The sequence below is a fragment of the Streptomyces sp. NPDC096205 genome, assembly GCF_044763135.1.
Classification (GTDB): Bacteria; Actinomycetota; Actinomycetes; order Streptomycetales; family Streptomycetaceae; genus Streptomyces.
On record NZ_JBIWFS010000003.1, the window covers coordinates 1 to 17,554 of the forward strand.

Genomic DNA, 17,554 nt, shown 5'->3' on the forward strand with positions numbered 1-17,554 from the left:
CTTCCCTTCGGTCTTGCGTTTCCGACTCTATCAGATCTTTCCGATCCGATTTCCTCGGTGCTTTCCAGGTTCCCGCTTCCGCGTTTCCCTTTCCGGCGTTTCCGACTCTATCAGATCCTTTCGGCGTCTGACTCCCAGTCAGGGGGTTTGTCTTCCCGGCCGCTTGGGCCGTTCCGACGTCTCAAACCTTAGCGGATCCGCTCCGCGATTCCCAATCGAGTGGATCGGGGTCGCAGAACCCCATTCGAATTGAATTCGGGCAAGCCGAAATCAACCCCGTCGGGAGATCTTGCTGAGTGGTTTGTTGCCGCTGATGCGGCGGGAGGTGCTGTCGCAGAACCGTTACGGCTCCGTGGCAACCCGAAGAACTTTACGCATCGGGGAGGGGCGTGTCAAGTGCCCTCCCGGGACGGCCTGTGACCTGCTCAGTCGAGGTCGGTGAGGCGGCCGCCGGCGTCCGGCTGGGCGTCCTCCACACGGCGCAGCAGCCGGGCGAGCACTTCGCCGAGGACGGTTCGCTCGGCCGGGGTGAGGTCCTGGAGGAGGCCCTCCTCGAAGACGGAGGCGAGGCGCATGGCCTCCAGCCACTTCTCGCGGCCCTCGGGTGTCAGCTCCACGATGACGCGGACCCGGTTGGACTCGTCGCGCTCCCGGGTGACCAGACCTTCGGCGACCATCCGGTCGATCCGGTGGGTCATCGCGGCCGGCGTGAGGCCGAGGCGCTTGGCGAGGTCGCTGGGGCCCATGCGGTAGGGGGCGCCGGACAGGACGAGGGCCTTGAGGACCTCCCACTCGGCGTTGCTGATGCCGAGGGCGGAGGTCTGGCGGCCGTAGGCGACGTTCATCCGCCGGTTCAGGCGGGACAGCGCCGAGACGATCTTCTCGACCTGTGGGTCGAGGTCCTGGAACTCGCGCTGGTAGGCGGCGATCTGTTCTTCGAGTGTCGGCTCGCTGATGCCGGGGTTGTCGCCCATGGCCGAAGTATCGCACGGAGCGGCTTGGCATCGAAGTCCTTGGACATGTACTCTTTAGCTTCGAAGTTTAGTTTCGAAGTCTTCACTCCTAACTACTGAGAGAGGTGAACGTGACCAGGGAGATGGGCGCAGCGCTGCGCCGGATCCACGTGGGCAACGCACTCAGCGCGTTCGGTCTCGGCTTCACGGTCCCCTACCTGTACGTCTATGTGGCGCAGGTGCGGGGTCTGGGTGCCACGACGGCGGGGTTCGTCCTCGCTGTCTTCGCCGTGGCCGCGCTGATAGTGCTGCCGTTCGCCGGTCGGGCGATCGTGCGGCGCGGCCCGCTTCCGGTGCTGCTCACGGCCCTGGTCACGGCTGCCCTCGGTGCGCTCAGCCTGGGTCTGTCGGGCAGCGCGGCGACCGTACTGCTGTCGGCGGCGGCGCTGGGCGCGGGTCAGGCCGTGATGCAGCCGGCGCTGGCCACGATGATCGTGGACTGCTCGTCCGCGGAGACCCGGTCGCGGGCGTTCGCGATGCAGTTCTTCCTGCAGAACCTGGGCCTCGGTGTGGGCGGCCTGATAGGCGGCCACCTGGTCGACACCTCGCACGTGTCGTCGTTCACCCTGCTCTTCGCGATCGAGGCGGCGATGTTCCTGCTGCTGGTCGTCGTGATGTCGACCGTGCGGATGCCGCACTCCCCCCGTATAGAGGACAGCCCGGCGCAGTCGGCCAAGGGCGGCTGGAACCAGCTGCTGGGCAACCGCGCCATGGTGCAGCTGATGGTTCTGGGCTTCGTGCTCTTCTTCGCCTGCTACGGACAGTTCGAGTCGGGCCTGAGCGCGTACGGCGTCGAGGCCGCCGGGATATCGACGTCCGCGCTGGGGACCGCGCTGGCCGCCAACACCGCGATGATCGTCGTCGCGCAGTTCGCCGTGCTGAAGTTCGTCGAGCGGCGCCGGCGGTCGCGGGTGATCGCGGCTGTGGGTCTGATCTGGGCCGTGGCGTGGATCGCCGCCGGGTACGCGGGGCTGGGGCACACCAGCCAGGCGATGGCGACGGCCGCGTTCGTCTCGACGTACGCCCTGTTCGGTCTCGGCGAGGCGATGCTGTCGCCGACCGTGGCGCCGCTGGTGGCGGACCTGGCTCCGGAGGGGATGGCCGGTCAGTACAACTCGGCTTTCGCCCTGGTGAAGCAGCTGGCTCTGGCCGTCGGCCCGGCGGTGGGCGGCCCGATGGGCGCCAGCCTGCACGCGCCGTACATCGTGACCTTCTTGCTGTTCTCCCTGGGCATCAGCGTCCTGGCCATACGCCTGGGCCGACGCCTGACCGAGGCGCAGGACCACCCGTGGGTGGCTCGTACCCGGGTGGTGGCGAGGGGCGGCCGCGCTCGTACGGAGACCGTGCCGGCAGAGGCTTGAGGGGCGCGGGGAACTGCGCGATCAACCACGGACGACGGACGGCCGGCCGAGGGCAGAGACCACCCCCTCGGTCGGCCGTTCTGTCACCCCTTCGGCAAAGCGAACTCGCACCACACGGCCTTGCCCCCACCGGGAGTACGCCTGCACCCCCAGCTGGAGGCGATCGTGGCGACGATCGCGATGCCTCGGCCCGACTCGTCCCCGGGCTCGGCCCGCCGTCGTCGGGGCAGATGATCGTCTCCGTCGGTGACCTCGACAATCAGACGTCGGTCGGTGCGGCGCAGCCGCAACCGCATCGGCGGGGTGCCGTGCTGGAGCGAGTTGGCGACCAGCTCGCTCGCCGCCAGGACGCCCAGATCGTGCAGCTCGGTCGGGAACCGCCAACTGGTCAGCACGCCGGAGGCGAACGCACGGGCGCGGGGAGCCGCCTCCACACCGCCCAGCAGCTCCAGCGCCGCGTTGCGGAAGAGGTCACTCTCCGCGCCGGTGCGGGCAGGCTGCTGGAGGACGAGGACGGCCACGTCGTCGTCGTGGTCGGCGGCGACGCCGGCGGAGCGCAGCAGGCGGTCGCAGACGACCTGGGGGCTGCCGGTGGCTCCGGACAGGGCGCGTTCGAGGGCGGCGATGCCTTCGTCGAGGTCCTCGTCGCGGCGTTCGACGAGGCCGTCGGTGTAGAGGACGGCGGTGGCGCCGGGGCCGAGGGGGACCGAGCCGGAGGCGTGCATCCAGCCGCCGGTGCCGAGCGGCGGGCCGGTGGGTTCGTCGGCGCGCAGGACGGTGCCGCTCTCGTCGCGCACGAGGATGGGCAGATGCCCGGCCGAGGAGTAGACCAGCCGTCCCTCGTTCGGGTCATGGATGGCGTAGACGCAGGTGGCGATCTGGTTGGCGTCGATCTCGGTGGCCAGGCCGTCGAGGAGCTGGAGGACCTCGTGCGGGGGCAGGTCGAGACGGGCGTAGGCGCGGACGGCCGTACGGAGCTGGCCCATGACCGCTGCCGCCCGGACGCCTCGGCCCATGACGTCGCCGATGACGAGGGCGGTGCGGCCGCCGCCGAGGGTGATGACGTCGTACCAGTCGCCCCCGACGGCGGCCTCGGTGCCGCCGGGCTGGTAGGTGGCGGCGATGCGCAGGTCGTCGGGTTCTTCGAGCTCCTGGGGGAGCAGGGAGCGCTGGAGGGTGACGGCCGTCTCGCGCTGGCGGCGTTCGCTGGCGCGCAGGCGTTCGGCGGCTTCGGCGTGGTCGGTGACGTCGGTGGCGAAGACCAGCACGCCGGGTCCGCCGGTGTGGGGGCCGCCCTCGGTGACGGGCGTGCAGGTGAAGGTGTAGGACCGGCCGTCGCAGGCCTTGCGGGACTTGACCGTGCGGGGCTTGCCGCTGCGCAGGACCTGGTCGAGCAGGGGCATGAGGCCGAGCTCGACGAGTTCGGGCAGGGCGTCGCCCGCGGGTTCGCCGGGCGGTCTGGGGCCGAAGGCGGCGGTGTAGGCGTCGTTGACGTAGGCGAGGCGGTGGTCGGTGCCGTGGACGAGGGCGACGAGGGCGGGCACGCGGTCGAGGACCTCGCGGACCGGCAGGTCGTCGACGGCGGGCACGGGGGACGGTTCGCCGGTCGGCTGTTCGGCGCGGGCCGCGGGCACGGAGCCTTCGCCTCGGCTGTCCGCTCGGCGCTCGGGAGCGACCGTGGGTTCGGTCCGCGCTGCGGCGCGGCGCTGCGTTCCGGGGAGCCGGGCGCTCCAACGCGTGAAGTTCACGAATCCTTGCCTCGTGTAGTGGTCGTCGGCCGGCTCCGGACCCAGCCGGGGCCCCCGGGGCGCGGGTGGGTGCCGTCCCCGGGAAATGCAGCACTTGGGAAAAGCCTCGTGGGTCGCAGGGCGGGTTGGGGGTCCGTCCTGACGCGTGGACCAGTCTGGCAGTGTGGCGGACCGGGCCGACATCCGTCAGACGCCCGGCCGGTGCGTCGAGTTCCTGGCTCCGGTCAGGACGACCCCTTCGGGTCGCCTGAAGGCTTTCCCCCGGCCGCGAGTTCGAACTCCGCTCGAGGGTGTTCGAGTGAACCGAGGGAGACGATCTCCCGTTTGAACAGTCCCGCGAGGGTCCATTCGGCCAGGACGCGTGCCTTGCGGTTGACGGTGGGCACGCGGCTGAGGTGGTAGGCGCGGTGCATGAACCATGCCGGGTAGCCCTTGAGTTTTCGCCCGTAGACGTGGGCGACGCCCTTGTGCAGGCCGAGCGAGGCGACGGAACCCGCGTACTTGTGGGCGTATGTCTCCAAGGGTTCGCCGCGCAGGGCGTGGGCGACGTTGTCGCCGAGGGTGCGGGCTTGGCGCAGTGCGTGCTGGGCGTTGGGGGCGCAGTCGCGGCCGTCGTCGGCGGTGACGTCCGGGACGGCGGCGGCGTCACCCGCGGCCCACGCGTGCTCGGCGCCGTCGACCGCGAGCTGGGCCGTGCAGCGCAGCCGGCCGCGTTCGGTGAGGGGCAGGCCGGTCGCGGCGAGCAGGGGGTGCGGTTTGACGCCGGCGGTCCATACGACCGTACGCGTCGGGAAACGTTGTCCGTCGCTGAGGACCGCGACGCGGTCGGCGCAGGACTCCAGGCGGGTGCCGAGGAGGACCTGGATGTTGCGGCGGCGCAGTTCGGCGACGGTGTAGCGGCCGAGGTCGGGGCCGACCTCCGGCAGGATGCGGTCGGAGGCCTCGACGAGGATCCACTTCATGTCCTCGGGCCGGACGTTGTGGTAGTGGCGCGCGGCGTAGCGGGCCATGTCCTCCAGTTCGCCGAGGGCCTCGACTCCGGCGTAGCCGCCGCCGACGAAGACGAAGGTGAGGGCGGCGTCGCGGACCGCGGGGTCGCGGGTGGAGGAGGCGATGTCCATCTGCTCGATGACGTGGTTGCGCAGGCCGATGGCCTCTTCGACGGTCTTGAAGCCGATGCCGTGTTCGGCGAGGCCGGGCACGGGCAGGGTGCGCGAGACGGAACCGGGGGCGAGGACGAGTTCGTCGTACGGGAGCTGTTCGGGTCCGGCGCCCTCCTCGCCGGCGAGGGTGGTGAGGGTGGCGGTCCGGCGCATGTGGTCGACGGCCGTGACCTCGCCGACGATCACCCGGCAGTGCGGCAGCACCCGGCGCAGGGGGACCACGACATGGCGGGGGGAGATGGATCCGGCGGCCGCCTCCGGGAGGAACGGCTGATAGGTCATGTACGGGTCGGGTGTGACGACGGTGATCTCGGCGTCACCGCGCCTGAGTTCCGCTCTGAGGTGCCGCTGGAGACGCAGGGCCGTGTACATCCCGACGTAGCCGCCGCCGACAACGAGAATGCGCGCACGTTCCTTCACCATCCCATGACGCACCCCGCGCCTTCGTTTGTCCACAGCCTCGGCAATTTGTGTGACCGGGGGCCGTCGGCGCGGCGCGCTGGGCGAATTGCCGGAGTACGGGGAAGGCGTGCAGGTCAGTGGGTGTGGGGTGGGGGGCGCAAGCGGGCGCAACCGGGACGTATACGGCTCGTACTCCGATCGGGGGGCGCTCTGTGCGGAACCTGCCCCTTCTGAATTGACTCTCTCTCAACTATGTTCGTATGTCGACGGGGTGTAGGGGGATGCGCTCTTCGGGTCCGCTGCGGGCGGACCCGGGTTCCGGTGTCTCTTCCGCGCGCTCCGGCATCCAAATGGCGGGGAGAGTCTCCGGGGGGAGACGTCATTACCGGGGGATTTCATATGCACATTCAGGATTCTCATTGGGCCACCGCGTCTGCCATCGCTCCCGGCGGGGCGGTGGGCAACGGACGCGGGGAGAGCTCCCGCTCGGCGCCGCTGCGTGTGGACGCGCAGCGCAACCTCGAGCACGTGCTGCGTGCCGCGCGCGAGGTGTTCGGCGAGCTCGGGTACGGCGCGCCGATGGAGGACGTGGCGCGGCGGGCCCGGGTCGGTGTCGGCACGGTGTACCGGCGCTTCCCGAGCAAGGACGTACTGGTGCGCCGGATAGCCGAGGAGGAGACCTCCCGGCTGACCGACCAGGCGCGCGCGGCACTGGGCCAGGAGGACGAGCCGTGGTCGGCGCTGTCGCGCTTCCTGCGTACGTCCGTGGCCTCGGGCGCCGGGCGGCTGCTGCCGCCGCAGGTGCTGCGGGTCGGCGTGGCCGACGACGCCGACCCGCTCGACGAGGCGCGGGTTCCGCAGCAGCGCAGCCAGCCCCAGCCCGGCTCGGGCGAGCTGCGGCTGGTGCAGGACGACACGGTGGACGACTCGGGCGCGGCGGCACTGCTGGAGGTGGTGGGTCAGCTCGTGGACCGGGCGCGTGCGGCCGGTGAGCTGCGGCCGGACGTGTCGGTGTCGGACGTGCTGCTGGTGATCGCCACGGCGGCGCCCTCGCTGCCCGACGCGGCCCAGCAGGCGGCCGCCTCGGCCCGGCTGCTGGACATCCTGCTGGAGGGTCTGCGCTCGCGGCCCGCGTGAGTGGAGTGACGCGCAAGGTGGCGGCGGCCGGGGCGCCCGGGGTGCTCCCGGATCCCGCCGCCGCCTGAAGGGCGGTACCGGACTTGTCCGGTACCGCCCTTCAACTCTTCCGCGTCAGGCGTCCGTTGCTCCTTCCCCGAAAGAGTGACGGCCAGTACTCGTCGCCGCTCGATCCCCTCGGACGAGTGGTCGATCCGTTCCTGCGGGGCCCACGCCGAAATCCGTTGTGGCAGTCTGGCTCGGTGGTCGGGACTGGTTGGGCTGGCGGCGGGGGCTTCCGCGATGAGCGTTGACGGGCGGGACGAGTCACTCGGCGAGGGTGACCCGGAGACCGGCGACCGCACCTCCCCGCAGGTGCCGAGCCAGGGCGGCCGCGCCGACGGACCGTCGGGCGCCGACCCGGCGGGGTGGGCCCTGCCCACCGAGAACGGCATCCCGGCCCAGGGAAACGTCCCGGCACAGGGGGGTGCCCCGGTCGAGGGAAGCGTCCAGGCCGAGGGGAGCGGTTCGGCTCAGGGTGGTGTGTCGGCCGAAGGGAGCGTCCCTGCTCAGGGTGGCGTGCCGGCCGGGGGAAACGTCCCCGCTCAGGGTGGCGTGCCGACCGAGAGCAGCGTCCCCGCTCAGGGTGGTGCCCCGGCCGAGGGAAGCGTCCCGACTCAGGGGGGCATGCCGGCCGACGACGGCGTCCTCGGTGAGGCGAGTGTGTCTGCCGATGGCGGTGTTCTCGCTGAAGGAAGCGTTCCTGCGGGTGACGGCGTGTTCGCCGAGGGAAGCGTTCCTGCGGGTGACGGCGTGTTCGCCGAGGGAAGCGTTCCTGCACAGCGCGGACGGCGGGACGGCGGGTGGCGCGAGGACAGCGTGCTGCCGCCGCCCATCGAGCTTCCGCCGTCCGACGCCGAGCTGATCGAGCAGATGCGCTCGGGCGACGACTCGGCCTACGAGGAGCTCTACCGCCGCCACGCCGACGCCGTACGCCGCTACGCCCGCACCTGCTGCCGTGACGCCCACACCGCCGACGACCTCACCGCGGAGGTCTTCGCCCGCATGCTCCAGGCGGTGCGCGGCGGTTCGGGCCCGGAGCACGCGGTGCGCGCCTATCTGCTCACCAGCGTCCGCCGCGTCGCCGCGAACTGGACCAACTCCGCGAAGCGGGAGCAACTGGTCGACGACTTCGCGGTGTTCGCCACGGAGGCCGCGCGGGTGTCGGACACCTCCGACACGGACACGCTCGAACTGCACCTGGGCGCGGACGTGCTCGCGATGCACGAGGCCGAGCAGTCCATGGCCATGCAGGCCTTCCGGTCGCTGCCCGAGCGCTGGCAGGCCGTGCTGTGGCACACCGAGGTCGAGGACGAGTCGCCCAGCGCCGTCGCCACGCTCTTCGGCCTCGACGCCAACGGCACGCGCGTGCTGGCCAGCCGGGCCCGCGAGGGCCTGAAGCAGGCCTACCTCCAGGCCCACGTCAGCGCCTCCCTCGCCGGCGACGAGGAGTGCGCCCGCTACGCCGACCAGCTCGGCACGTACGCCCGCCGCAAGCTGCGCACCCGCGCCGAGCGGGGGCTGCGCAAGCATCTGGAGGAGTGCGCCAAGTGCCGGCTGGCAGCCAGCCAGATCGAAGAGGTCGCCAGCAGCATCCCCGCCGTCGTGCCGGTCGCGGTCATCGGCTGGTTCGGTGCCGCCGGGTACGCCAAGGCCGCCGCGCTCATCGCCGGCGGGACCGGGGCCGGAGCCGCGGGCGCCGCGGGTGCCGCCGCCGCGGCAAGCGGCTCCTCGGGGTCCAGCGCGGGTGGCGCGGCCGCCTCCGAGGGGCTCGGCGCGCCGGTGAAGGCCGGTATCGCGGCCGGTGTGGTCGCCGTGGCGGCCGCCGCGATCGCGCTCGCGCTGGTCGGCGACACCACCCCCAAGGAGCCGGTGGCCAAGCCGCCCGCCTCGCAGCCGGTCGTCGAAGCACCGCCGCCCGCGCCCACTCCCACCCCGACGCCAACTCCGACTCCGACCCCGGAGCCCGTGGTGGCCGCGCCGCCGCCGTCCCCGACGCCGACTCCCACACCGACCCCGACTCCGACACCCACGCCGACTCCGACCCCGACGCCCACGCCCTCCCCGACGCCGACACCCACGCCGACTCCCACCCCGACTCCCACCCCGACCCCGACGCCCACTCCCCCGCCGCCACCGGCCGTATACCGGTGGAACGAGCTGGCGTACGACGTCGCCGGTGACGGCACCGCGCCGGAGATGCGGCTCGGCGAGAGCAGCTGGGTGTGGCAGCGCCGGAACCTGTCGATCGGCGAGCAGACCTACGCACACGGCGTGACCGTCAACGGCCAGTCCTCCGTCATCATCGACCTCAACCGCGAGTGCACCGCCTACGACGCCGTGGTCGGTGTCGACGACATGACCATGAAGCTCGGCCAGGTGTACTTCTCCGTCCTCGCCGACGGCGTCCCGCTGTGGAGGTCCGACCGGATCAAGGGCGGCGACCCGGCGGTGCCCGTCCATGTGAACATCACCGGCTACAAGACCATCCAGCTGGTCGTCGAGCCCCACAGCCACTTCGACCACATGGCCCTGGCCGACTGGGCGCAGTCGCGGTTCACCTGCTCCTAGCTGCTGCGCCCCTCCAGCTCGTCCAGGACGTCGTCGACAGTGAGCGTCCGCCCCTGGGCGGTCTCCCGCTCCAGGCGCTCGGCGCCCAGGGCCTCGCCGACGGCTGCCAGGGTGCGCTCGACATGGGCGGCCTCCGGCATGGTGCGCGGCCGGCCGTCGCGCAGCCGGTCTGCTGCCGCGAGGAACCGGGCCGCGCGCGGGTGATCGCCGAGCCGGCCCAGCAGGACCGCCAGCGATTCCGTCAGACCCGCCGTGACCGAGTCTGCGCAGTGGTCGGCCACCGCCCGGCGCAGGGTGTCCGCCAGCAGTGGCAGCCCGTGCTCGGGACCTCGCTCGGCGGCCGTGACCAACCCGTCGAGCCCGTCCAGCGCGGCCGTGAACTGCGGCGGCAGTGGGCTGCGCGCGGCAGCCTCCCGAGCCGCCTCGCCCCACTCCCGCGCGCCCGCGATGTCCTCGTCCTCCAGGGCCATATAGGCCCGCAGCAGGTTCATGAACGCCCGGGACTCCGGCACCCCGTACCGGACGGCCGCGTCGCTGGCCTCGTCCAGCGCGGCCACGGCGGTGGCGCGGTCGCCCGCGCGATAGGCGATCTCACCGAGGCGGGCCACCAGGAACGGCGTCTCGGCATACGCACCGACCTCGTGCGCGAGCCGCAGCGCCTCCCGGTACTCGACCCCGGCCTCCTGGAAACGGCCCCGGGCCATCGCCGCCTCACCGGCCGCGCTGCACACCTGCGCGCCCAGCCAGCGGTCGCCGACCCGTCGGCTGAGCGTGCGCAGCTCGGCCAGGTCGTCGTCCACGCCCTGCAGTCCGCCGGCCGAGTCGACGGCGAGGTGCACGCGGAACATCAGGGTGGCCGCCAGCTCCCAGTCCCCGCCGTGGGCTCGGCAGTTGGCGACCGCCGCGTCCAGTGCGGGCCTCGGGTCCAGGGTGCCGCGCAGATGGAACACCGTCAGCGGCCAGATGATCCCCGGCATCCGGGCCGCCGCCGGTCCACCGTGCTCGTAGCGCCGCCGCAGCCGGGCGAGGTACTCCTCGCGGCGGGGGTCGTCATTGCTGTCCACCGGCTCGGAGTCCGAGGTGAGGAAGAGGTGCAGCATCCTCAGGTCCATACGGAGGGGGTGGAGGGGGTGATTCGTCTCGTCGGCCGGGGCTGTGAGGTAGGCGTCCAGGGGGGTGAGGGTGGAAGGGGTCGTGGGCGCGGCGGTGTTGGGGGTGGGCTCCGGGTCCTGGGTGGCTGCGGAATTGTGGGTGGCTGCGGGGTACTGGGGGGTTGCGAGGGGCGCGTTGGGGCTTTCCAACGTGAGGATCTGTGTGATCCAGTCCGCTCCCTCCCTGCGGTAGTTGCGCAGCCACCAGAACCAGCCCATGGCAAGAGCGATCGCGGCGGCCTCGGCCTCCTCGCCCGCGGTGAGGGCGCTGGTCAGTGCCGCCCGGATATTGTCCAACTCGGTCTCCAGGCGGGCGATCCACGGCAGTTGGCCCTCCGAGCGCAGCTTCGGCTCGGCCTCCTCCACCAACGCGCGCACCCACGCGCGGTGCCGTCGCTCCGCCTCTGCGCGCTGCTCGGGCACTTCCGCCGCCCGCTCGACGGCGTACTCGTGGATCGTCTCCAGCATGCGGTAGCGCATCCCCTCCGCGCCGTCCCACTCGCTCGGGGTCGCCACCACCAGGGACTTGTCCACCAGCGCCCCCAGCAGGTCCGCGGCCGGCCCGCCGCACACCGCCTCCGCCGCCGCGAGGTCCCAGCCGCCCGTGAAGACCGACGCCTCGCGCAGCATCATCCGCTCCGGTTCCTCCAGCAGGTCCCAGGACCAGTCGACGACCGCCCGCAGGGTCTGCTGGCGCGGCAGAACCGTGCGACTTCCGGAGGTCAGCAGGCGGAACCTGTCGTCCAGCCGGTCGGCGATCTGGCGGGGCGTGAGCAGCCGCAGCCGTGCCGCGGCCAGCTCGATCGCCAGCGGAAGCCCGTCCAGACGGCGGCAGATCTCCGCTACGGCCTCCGTGTCCCGCAGCACCTCCGCGGCGTCGGGCCGCACCGCCGCGGCGCGCTCCGCGAAGAGCCGGTGTGCCTGGTCGGGGAGCAGCGGCTCGACCGGGCGCACCGACTCGCCCGGCACGCCCAGGGGTTCACGGCTGGTGGCGAGGATCGTGAGCCCCGGGCAGTGGGTGAGCAGGGTTTCGGCGAGGTCCGCTGCCGCGTCGATGACATGTTCGCAGTTGTCAAGGATCAGGAGTTCGCTGCGGGTTGCGCAGTGCTCTACAAGGAGGGCGACCGGGTCCTCCTGCGGGGTGGCCAGGTCGTTGGTCAGCAGCACGGTCTCGCGCAGACCGAGCGCGCTGACCACCGCGCCTGGTACCGCCTCCGGCCGGTCGAGCGGGGCCAGCTCGACCAGCCAGGCCTGTGGGAGCCCGGCGGCGGCTTCCTCGGCGAGGCGGGTCTTGCCAGAGCCGCCCGGTCCGGTGAGCGTGACCAGTCGGGCCCTGTGCAATTCGGAACGGACGGCGTCGATCTCGAGTTCCCGGCCCACGAAAGAAGTCAGTCGGGGGCGGAGGTTGCCGGTCCGTTCGGGGCGCCTTGGGGGGAGCGGCGGGGTGGGGGCGGGCGGGGTGGGGGCGGGCGGGGGGCCGGGTTTCCCGTGCAGGAGCTCTGCGTGCAGTGCGCGGAGTTGGGGGCCCGGGTCCGTGCCCAGGGCGTCCGCCAGGGCTGTGCGGGCCGTCTCGTACGCGGCCAGGGCGTCTGCCGTGCGGCCCGTGTCGCGCAGGGCTCGGATGAGGAGGGCCTGCAGCGGTTCGTCGTACGGGTGGGTGGTGGTCAGTTCCTGCAGTTCGGGTACGACGGTTCGGGCGCGGCCCAGGCGTAGGTCCGCCTCGATGCGGGTGCGGGTCGCCTCCAGGCGGAGGGCCTCCGGGCGGGTGGCGGCGGTGGTGCGGTCCGGGAGGTCGGCGAGGGCGGGGCCGCGCCACAGGGCCAGGGCGGTGGTGAGGTGGTGGGCGGCGGTGTGGGGGTCGTTGTGGGTGAGGGCGGTGGTGCCGGTGTGGACGAGGTGCTCGAAGCGGTGGAGGTCGATGTCGTCTTTTGCTGCGGCGAGTTGGTAGCCGCCGGGGGCGGAGACGATCGCCTCTCGGCCGAGGGTGCGGCGTAGGCGGCCGATGAGTGCTTGGAGGGCGGCGGGGGCGTCCTGGGGTGGGTCGTCCGGCCAGACCTCGTCGATCAGGGTGTCGGTGGGGGTGATGCGGCCTGGGTGGAGGGCCAGGGCCGTGAGCAGTGCGCGTAGGCGGGGGCCGCCGACGGGGACGGGGTTGCCGTTGTCGTCGTCTGCCTCGGTGACGCCCAGGATTCTGTACCGCACCGAGTCATTGTGGCTGGTGTGCCTGCGGCGGCCTGCGCGGCTTCGGTGGGGCTTGCCGTAGCGCATCCGCTGGGTGGGTGGGACGGGGACGGGCCGGGGGGTTGTCCGTCCTCGGTCCGGCGATCTGGTCCCTCATAGAGGTGCTCGGGGTTTCCGCCGGCCGCTGCGGGCGGACAACCCCCCGTCCCGTCCCCTCCCCGCCGTACGCGGCTGGCCCCATCGCCCACCGTCCGCGGTTGCTCACGGCCGTACGCGGCTGACGGACGTGTCCCTCAGGGGCGCGGGGAACTGCGCGATCAGCCCCGGACGGCCGGTAGTCGCATACGGCGGGAACGGCCCACGTCCTTTAGGGGCGCGGGGAACTGCGCGATCAACCCACGACGGCCCGCAGTCGCGTACGGCGGGAGAGGCCCACCTCCTCAGGGGCGCGGGGAACTGCGCGATCAACCCACGACGGCCCGCAGTCGCGTACGGCGGGAGAGGCCCGGTTGCGGGCGAGGTCAGGCTCTGCGGGCGCCGGCTCCCGCTCCCAGGGCGCCCCTTTGGGGGGTGATGCCCGCCGGTACGGCGCGGGCGCGGGCCGGGGTGCCGGTCCAGCAGGTGCCTCGGCGGGAGAGAAGGCGTTGGAGCCAGAGTTCGAGGGAGACGAGGTGGGCGAGGCCGTCGAGGGGAAGGGGTTCACCCGCGGCGGCCGAGCGCAGCGCCTTGCGGACGACGCGGGCCTCGACGAGGCCGGCCTGGGCGAGGAGGGGCGTGTCGAAGAGGGCGATCAGGGAGTCGGCGGCGACGCGCAGGCCGGTGCGGGCGGCGGCTGCGGCCGGGGCGTGGGAGGGGGCGCCCCACCCGGGGGGTACGTCGGGGACTCCGGCGCCCTTGAGGACGGCGCTGAGGATGGACGCGCGGGCACCCGGCTGGACGCGCAGGGCCTCGGGGAGGTCGCGGCAGGCGCGGACGACCTGGTTGTCGAGGAAGGGGGCGTGCAGGCGCTGGAAGCGGATTTCGGCGGCCTGTTCCAGGACGCGGATGTCGGCTGCCGTGCGGGCGAGGGCGGCACGCGCGCGGTGGTCGCCGGGGCGTTGGCCGGGGCCTCCGGCGGCGCGGTGGGTGGCGGACTGCAAGCGAATCGATACTTCCGCCAGTGCCTCACCTGTGAGCCAGCGGGCGGCCGGACCCGGGCAGGCCCAGGCCAGGGCGGCCAGGGAGGCGCCCACCGCGCTGCCGGGGTCGTCGAAGCGGCGGTCGGCGAGGCGGGCGGCGAGGGTCTCCACGCCGGTGCTGTAGGAGGTACGGGCGAGGCGGCGGGCGGCGCCGTACACGCGCGCGGGGACCATGACGGAGCCGTCGGCCTTGGCGAGGGCGGCGACGGGGCGGACGAGGTGTCTCCTCTTGCGGTCCATCAGGAGGTCGGCGAGGCGGGCCGGGTGGGCGTCGAGGACCTGGCGGGCGCCGTAGCCGGTGAAGTGGTCGGCGCTGCCGGCGGAGAGGCGGGCCCGGTGGCGGGCGGCCGTGACCAGGGTGGGGCTCGGCTCGTCCGTCAGGGGGCCGTCCAGTTCGGCGTAGGGGAGTGTGTCCTCGCCCCCGGTGACCACGACGTGGTGCAGGCGGGGGTTGGCGGCCAGGGCTCCTGCGCGTTCCAGCTCTGCCTCTCGGCCGCCTACCGCCAGGTCGTTGAAGGTGACCGCCAGGAGGCGTTCTCCGGCGCCCGTGCCGTGGCCCAGGACGGTGCCGGGCATGCCGGGCAGGCCGGCCGCGAGGAGGGCGAGGGTGCTGGAGGCCGGCCCGCCGGAGAGGTCGGCGCCGATGCCGGGGACGGGCATCCCGCGCGCGGCGCGCCGTTCGGCGGGGCCCATGCCGGGCACCGGGCCGGGGTCGATGCCCGTGCCGGGGACGTGGCGGGGTGCGGCCAGGCGCGTGCGTACGGACTCGATGAGGGCGTCGCGTACGGCGTCGACGGCGCTGTCGGGGTCGGCGGGGGGCGCGGCGACGGCGAGGGAGGCGACCGGCTCGTAGCCGGCGACCTCGCGCGCCCCGGTGCGCAGGATCAGCGCGTGCCCCGGCGGGATGCGCCGTACGCCGTCGTAGGGCGTGGAGTCGTAGAGGGCGGCCGGGACGTCCGGGGCGGCCAGGAGGGCGGCGAGGTGGCCGAAGTCGAGGTTGGCCTCGACGAGGTCGGCGAGCGGCAGGGCGGCGGTGGCGTAGGCGGTGCCGTCGGCCCAGGGGGCGTAGAACACCGGGCGGGCGCCCGCCAGATCGCCGCAGACGGTGATGCGGCGGCCGACCTGGACGACGGCCGTGTAGCTGCCGGACCAGGCCGTCAGATGGCGAAGGGCGCCCCCGCGCGCGGTGAACAGGCCGAGCCGCAGTTCTTCGTCGCTGGCGCCGCAGGTGCCCAGGACGGCGATGCGGTTCTGTTCGTCGGCCCTCACGACGCGGATCTCGTCGGGGCGCCAGTCGCCGACGGCCCACAGCGGGTCGGGGTCGCCCCACAACAGGTGGGAGCCGACGGGGTGCAGGGTCTCGCCGTCGTAGCCGGTGGCTCCTGCCGAACCGGGCCCGGCGGCTCGCGCGGCGGCGCTGCTCCATCCCACCAACCACCGCATGGACGCCTCCACAGGCTGTGGACAACCAGTGCACCGTACGAACCGGTTCACCATGCTGCCACGAAGAACGCGTCCCAGAGCGTCGGCGGTGCCGCTTGCGGCACACCGAATCAGCCCCCGCGCGCGGGGGCTTCGGCGGAGCGGTGGCCGGGGGAGGTGGGGCGCGTGCGACGCGAATGCGCCCCCTGAATGCTCCCTCGAAACACCTTGCGCGCCCTCAACTCCCGTGGTGGGAGGGCTGTTCCCCCCTGCCCGAGGGGGTCGAATTTCGGCCAAAAAACGGCGGAGCCGCGGGTGTTGATCCGCTGCCGCACACGCTCCGTACAGGCTCTGCGCACCACCGGGTGCGCGCAGCCCGGGAGGCGGAGTTCGCCTCCCGGACCGGTCCGCCGCCCGCGGGGATGAAGGCGGCGGTGTCCCCCAGCCCACTGGATCCAGTACAGCGGGCCGACCCACGCAAGAGCCATGGAATCGCTCCCCAGATGGCCGGAGAAGAGCGCACACACAGGCGCACGGCCACACAGCGGGAGCGCGCCGCAACGCACCGTGCCCGGGCCGTACTTCAGTGCGGACCACAATCCCGCCATCCGGAACAATGCCCCTTAACGCTTGGGATGCGGCGAACTACGCTGGGTTTACGAATGCCGCGTGGTTATGCCAGGGCGGCAGCCGTCTGTGTCGAGGGGTGGCGCATGTCCAGGGAGCAACGCGGGCCGAACGAAAAGCTCGGCGCCGTTCTCGCCCTCGCGGGAATCAGCAACGCAGGCCTCGCGCGGCGCGTCAACGACCTTGGCGCACAACGGGGTTTGACGCTTCGCTACGACAAGACGTCGGTGGCGCGCTGGGTGTCGAAGGGCATGGTGCCGCAGGGTGCGGCACCGCATCTGATCGCGGCCGCGATCGGCCAGAAACTCGGCCGGCCGGTGCCGCTGCACGAGATCGGTCTCGCGGATGCCGACCCCGCGCCCGAGGTGGGCCTCGCCTTCCCCCGGGACGTCGGCCAGGCGGTGAAATCAGCCACCGAGCTCTACCGGCTCGATCTCGCCGGGCGCCGCGCCGGCTCCGGCGGCATCTGGCAGTCGCTGGCCGGATCCTTCGCCGTCACCGCGTACGCGACGCCCGCGTCACGATGGCTGATAACCCCGGCCGACAGCTCGGTCGCACGCGAGCCGAGCCACGCGGAGGGCACCGGCTCACCGCTCAAAGTCGGCCACAGCGATGTGCAGAAGCTGCGGGAGGCCGCCGAGGACGCCCGGCGCTGGGACTCCAAGTACGGCGGCGGCGACTGGCGCTCCTCCATGGTCCCCGAGTGTTTACGAGTGGAGGCGGCCCCGCTGCTGCTGGGCTCCTACTCCGACGACGTCGGCCGCGCCCTGTTCGGCGCCAGCGCCGAGCTGACCCGGCTGGCCGGCTGGATGGCCTTCGACACCGGCCAGCAGGAGGCCGCCCAGCGCTACTACATCCAGGCCCTGCGCCTCGCCCGCGCGGCCGCGGACGTCCCCCTCGGGGGGTACGTCCTGGCCTCCATGTCCCTCCAGGCCACCTATCGCGGCTTCGGCGACGAGGGCGTCGACCTCGCGCAGGCCGCCCTGGAGCGCAACCGGGGCCTGGCCACCGCGCGCACGATGAGCTTCTTCCGCCTCGTCGAGGCACGCGCGCACGCGCGCGCCGGAGACGCGCAGGCGGCGGGCGCCTCCCTGAAGGCCGCCGAGAGCTGGCTGGAACGGGCCCGTCCCGGCGACAGCGACCCCAGCTGGCTGGGTTTCTACTCCTACGACCGCTTCGCCGCGGACGCGGCCGAGTGCTACCGCGACCTGAAGGCGCCCCGCCAGGTGCGGCGCTTCACCGAGTACGCCCTGTCCAAGCCGACCGAGGAGTTCGTACGGTCCCATGGGCTGCGGCTCGTCGTCTCGGCCGTCGCCGAGCTGGAGTCCGGGAACCTCGACGCGGCGTGCGAGCAGGGGGTGCGGGCCGTGGAGGTGGCCGGGCGCATCTCCTCGGCCCGGACCACGGAGTACGTCAAGGATCTGCTGCACCGGCTGGAGCCGTACGGGGACGAGCCCCGGGTGGTGGAGCTGCGGGAGAGGGCGCGGCCCTTGCTGATGGCTCCGGCGTAGACAGCCACCGACACGGCCCCTCACCCGTCGGGGCACATGCGTTTGAAGGC

General features: G+C 72.9%; 9 protein-coding genes. 4 read left to right on the forward strand and 5 right to left on the reverse strand.

The features are described from left to right. Nucleotides 1-425: 425 nt before the first annotated feature. Nucleotides 426-974, reverse strand: coding sequence for a MarR family winged helix-turn-helix transcriptional regulator (locus ACIQ6Y_RS12375; RefSeq protein ID WP_404036436.1), 549 nt, complete (start codon nt 972-974; stop codon nt 426-428). 122 nt (nt 975-1,096) lie between these two features. Between ACIQ6Y_RS12375 and ACIQ6Y_RS12380 the strand changes: the two genes are divergently transcribed. Next, a complete protein-coding gene (locus ACIQ6Y_RS12380) occupies nt 1,097-2,374 on the forward strand; it encodes an MDR family MFS transporter (RefSeq protein ID WP_404038269.1) in 1,278 nt (425 codons plus the stop codon). An 83-nt stretch (nt 2,375-2,457) separates the two neighbouring features. Here ACIQ6Y_RS12380 and ACIQ6Y_RS12385 read toward each other — a convergent pair whose 3' ends face one another. Beyond that, on the reverse strand, nt 2,458-4,122 hold the full coding sequence (locus tag ACIQ6Y_RS12385; RefSeq protein WP_404036439.1) for a SpoIIE family protein phosphatase: 1,665 nt from the start codon (nt 4,120-4,122) through the stop codon (nt 2,458-2,460). A 224-nt stretch (nt 4,123-4,346) separates the two neighbouring features. Next, entirely contained in the window at nt 4,347-5,708 is a 1,362-nt protein-coding gene (locus tag ACIQ6Y_RS12390; protein ID WP_404036442.1) for an NAD(P)/FAD-dependent oxidoreductase, read from the reverse strand. A gap of 378 nt (nt 5,709-6,086) precedes the next feature. Between ACIQ6Y_RS12390 and ACIQ6Y_RS12395 the strand changes: the two genes are divergently transcribed. After that, the gene (locus tag ACIQ6Y_RS12395; protein WP_404036445.1) at nt 6,087-6,824 is read left to right on the forward strand and encodes a TetR/AcrR family transcriptional regulator; all 738 of its coding nucleotides are present in this window, start codon (nt 6,087-6,089) and stop codon (nt 6,822-6,824) included. 666 nt (nt 6,825-7,490) lie between these two features. Continuing rightward, nucleotides 7,491-9,434, forward strand: coding sequence for a sigma-70 family RNA polymerase sigma factor (locus tag ACIQ6Y_RS12400; protein WP_404038272.1), 1,944 nt, complete (start codon nt 7,491-7,493; stop codon nt 9,432-9,434). Here the strand turns inward: ACIQ6Y_RS12400 and ACIQ6Y_RS12405 are convergent. Then, entirely contained in the window at nt 9,431-12,787 is a 3,357-nt protein-coding gene (locus ACIQ6Y_RS12405) for a BTAD domain-containing putative transcriptional regulator (protein ID WP_404036448.1), read from the reverse strand. The two genes, ACIQ6Y_RS12400 and ACIQ6Y_RS12405, sit on opposite strands and share 4 nt — an antisense overlap. Before the next feature lie 500 nt (nt 12,788-13,287). Further along, on the reverse strand, nt 13,288-15,387 hold the full coding sequence (locus ACIQ6Y_RS12410; RefSeq protein ID WP_404036451.1) for an asparagine synthase-related protein: 2,100 nt from the start codon (nt 15,385-15,387) through the stop codon (nt 13,288-13,290). A gap of 692 nt (nt 15,388-16,079) precedes the next feature. On the opposite strand from ACIQ6Y_RS12410, the gene ACIQ6Y_RS12415 reads away from it, so the two are divergent. Then, nucleotides 16,080-17,504, forward strand: a complete 1,425-nt coding sequence (locus ACIQ6Y_RS12415; RefSeq protein WP_404036454.1) for an MFS transporter — start codon at nt 16,080-16,082, stop codon at nt 17,502-17,504. Nucleotides 17,505-17,554: the final 50 nt, after the last annotated feature.

Coding starts and splice junctions, on each gene's coding strand:
- ACIQ6Y_RS12375 (WP_404036436.1), bottom strand. CDS start 974: ATGGGCGACAACCCCGGCATCAGCGAGCCGACACTCGAAGAACAGATC.
- ACIQ6Y_RS12380 (WP_404038269.1), top strand. CDS start 1,097: ATGGGCGCAGCGCTGCGCCGGATCCACGTGGGCAACGCACTCAGCGCG.
- ACIQ6Y_RS12390 (WP_404036442.1), bottom strand. CDS start 5,708: ATGGTGAAGGAACGTGCGCGCATTCTCGTTGTCGGCGGCGGCTACGTC.
- ACIQ6Y_RS12395 (WP_404036445.1), top strand. CDS start 6,087: ATGCACATTCAGGATTCTCATTGGGCCACCGCGTCTGCCATCGCTCCC.
- ACIQ6Y_RS12400 (WP_404038272.1), top strand. CDS start 7,491: ATGCCGGCCGACGACGGCGTCCTCGGTGAGGCGAGTGTGTCTGCCGAT.
- ACIQ6Y_RS12410 (WP_404036451.1), bottom strand. CDS start 15,387: ATGCGGTGGTTGGTGGGATGGAGCAGCGCCGCCGCGCGAGCCGCCGGG.
- ACIQ6Y_RS12415 (WP_404036454.1), top strand. CDS start 16,080: ATGTCCAGGGAGCAACGCGGGCCGAACGAAAAGCTCGGCGCCGTTCTC.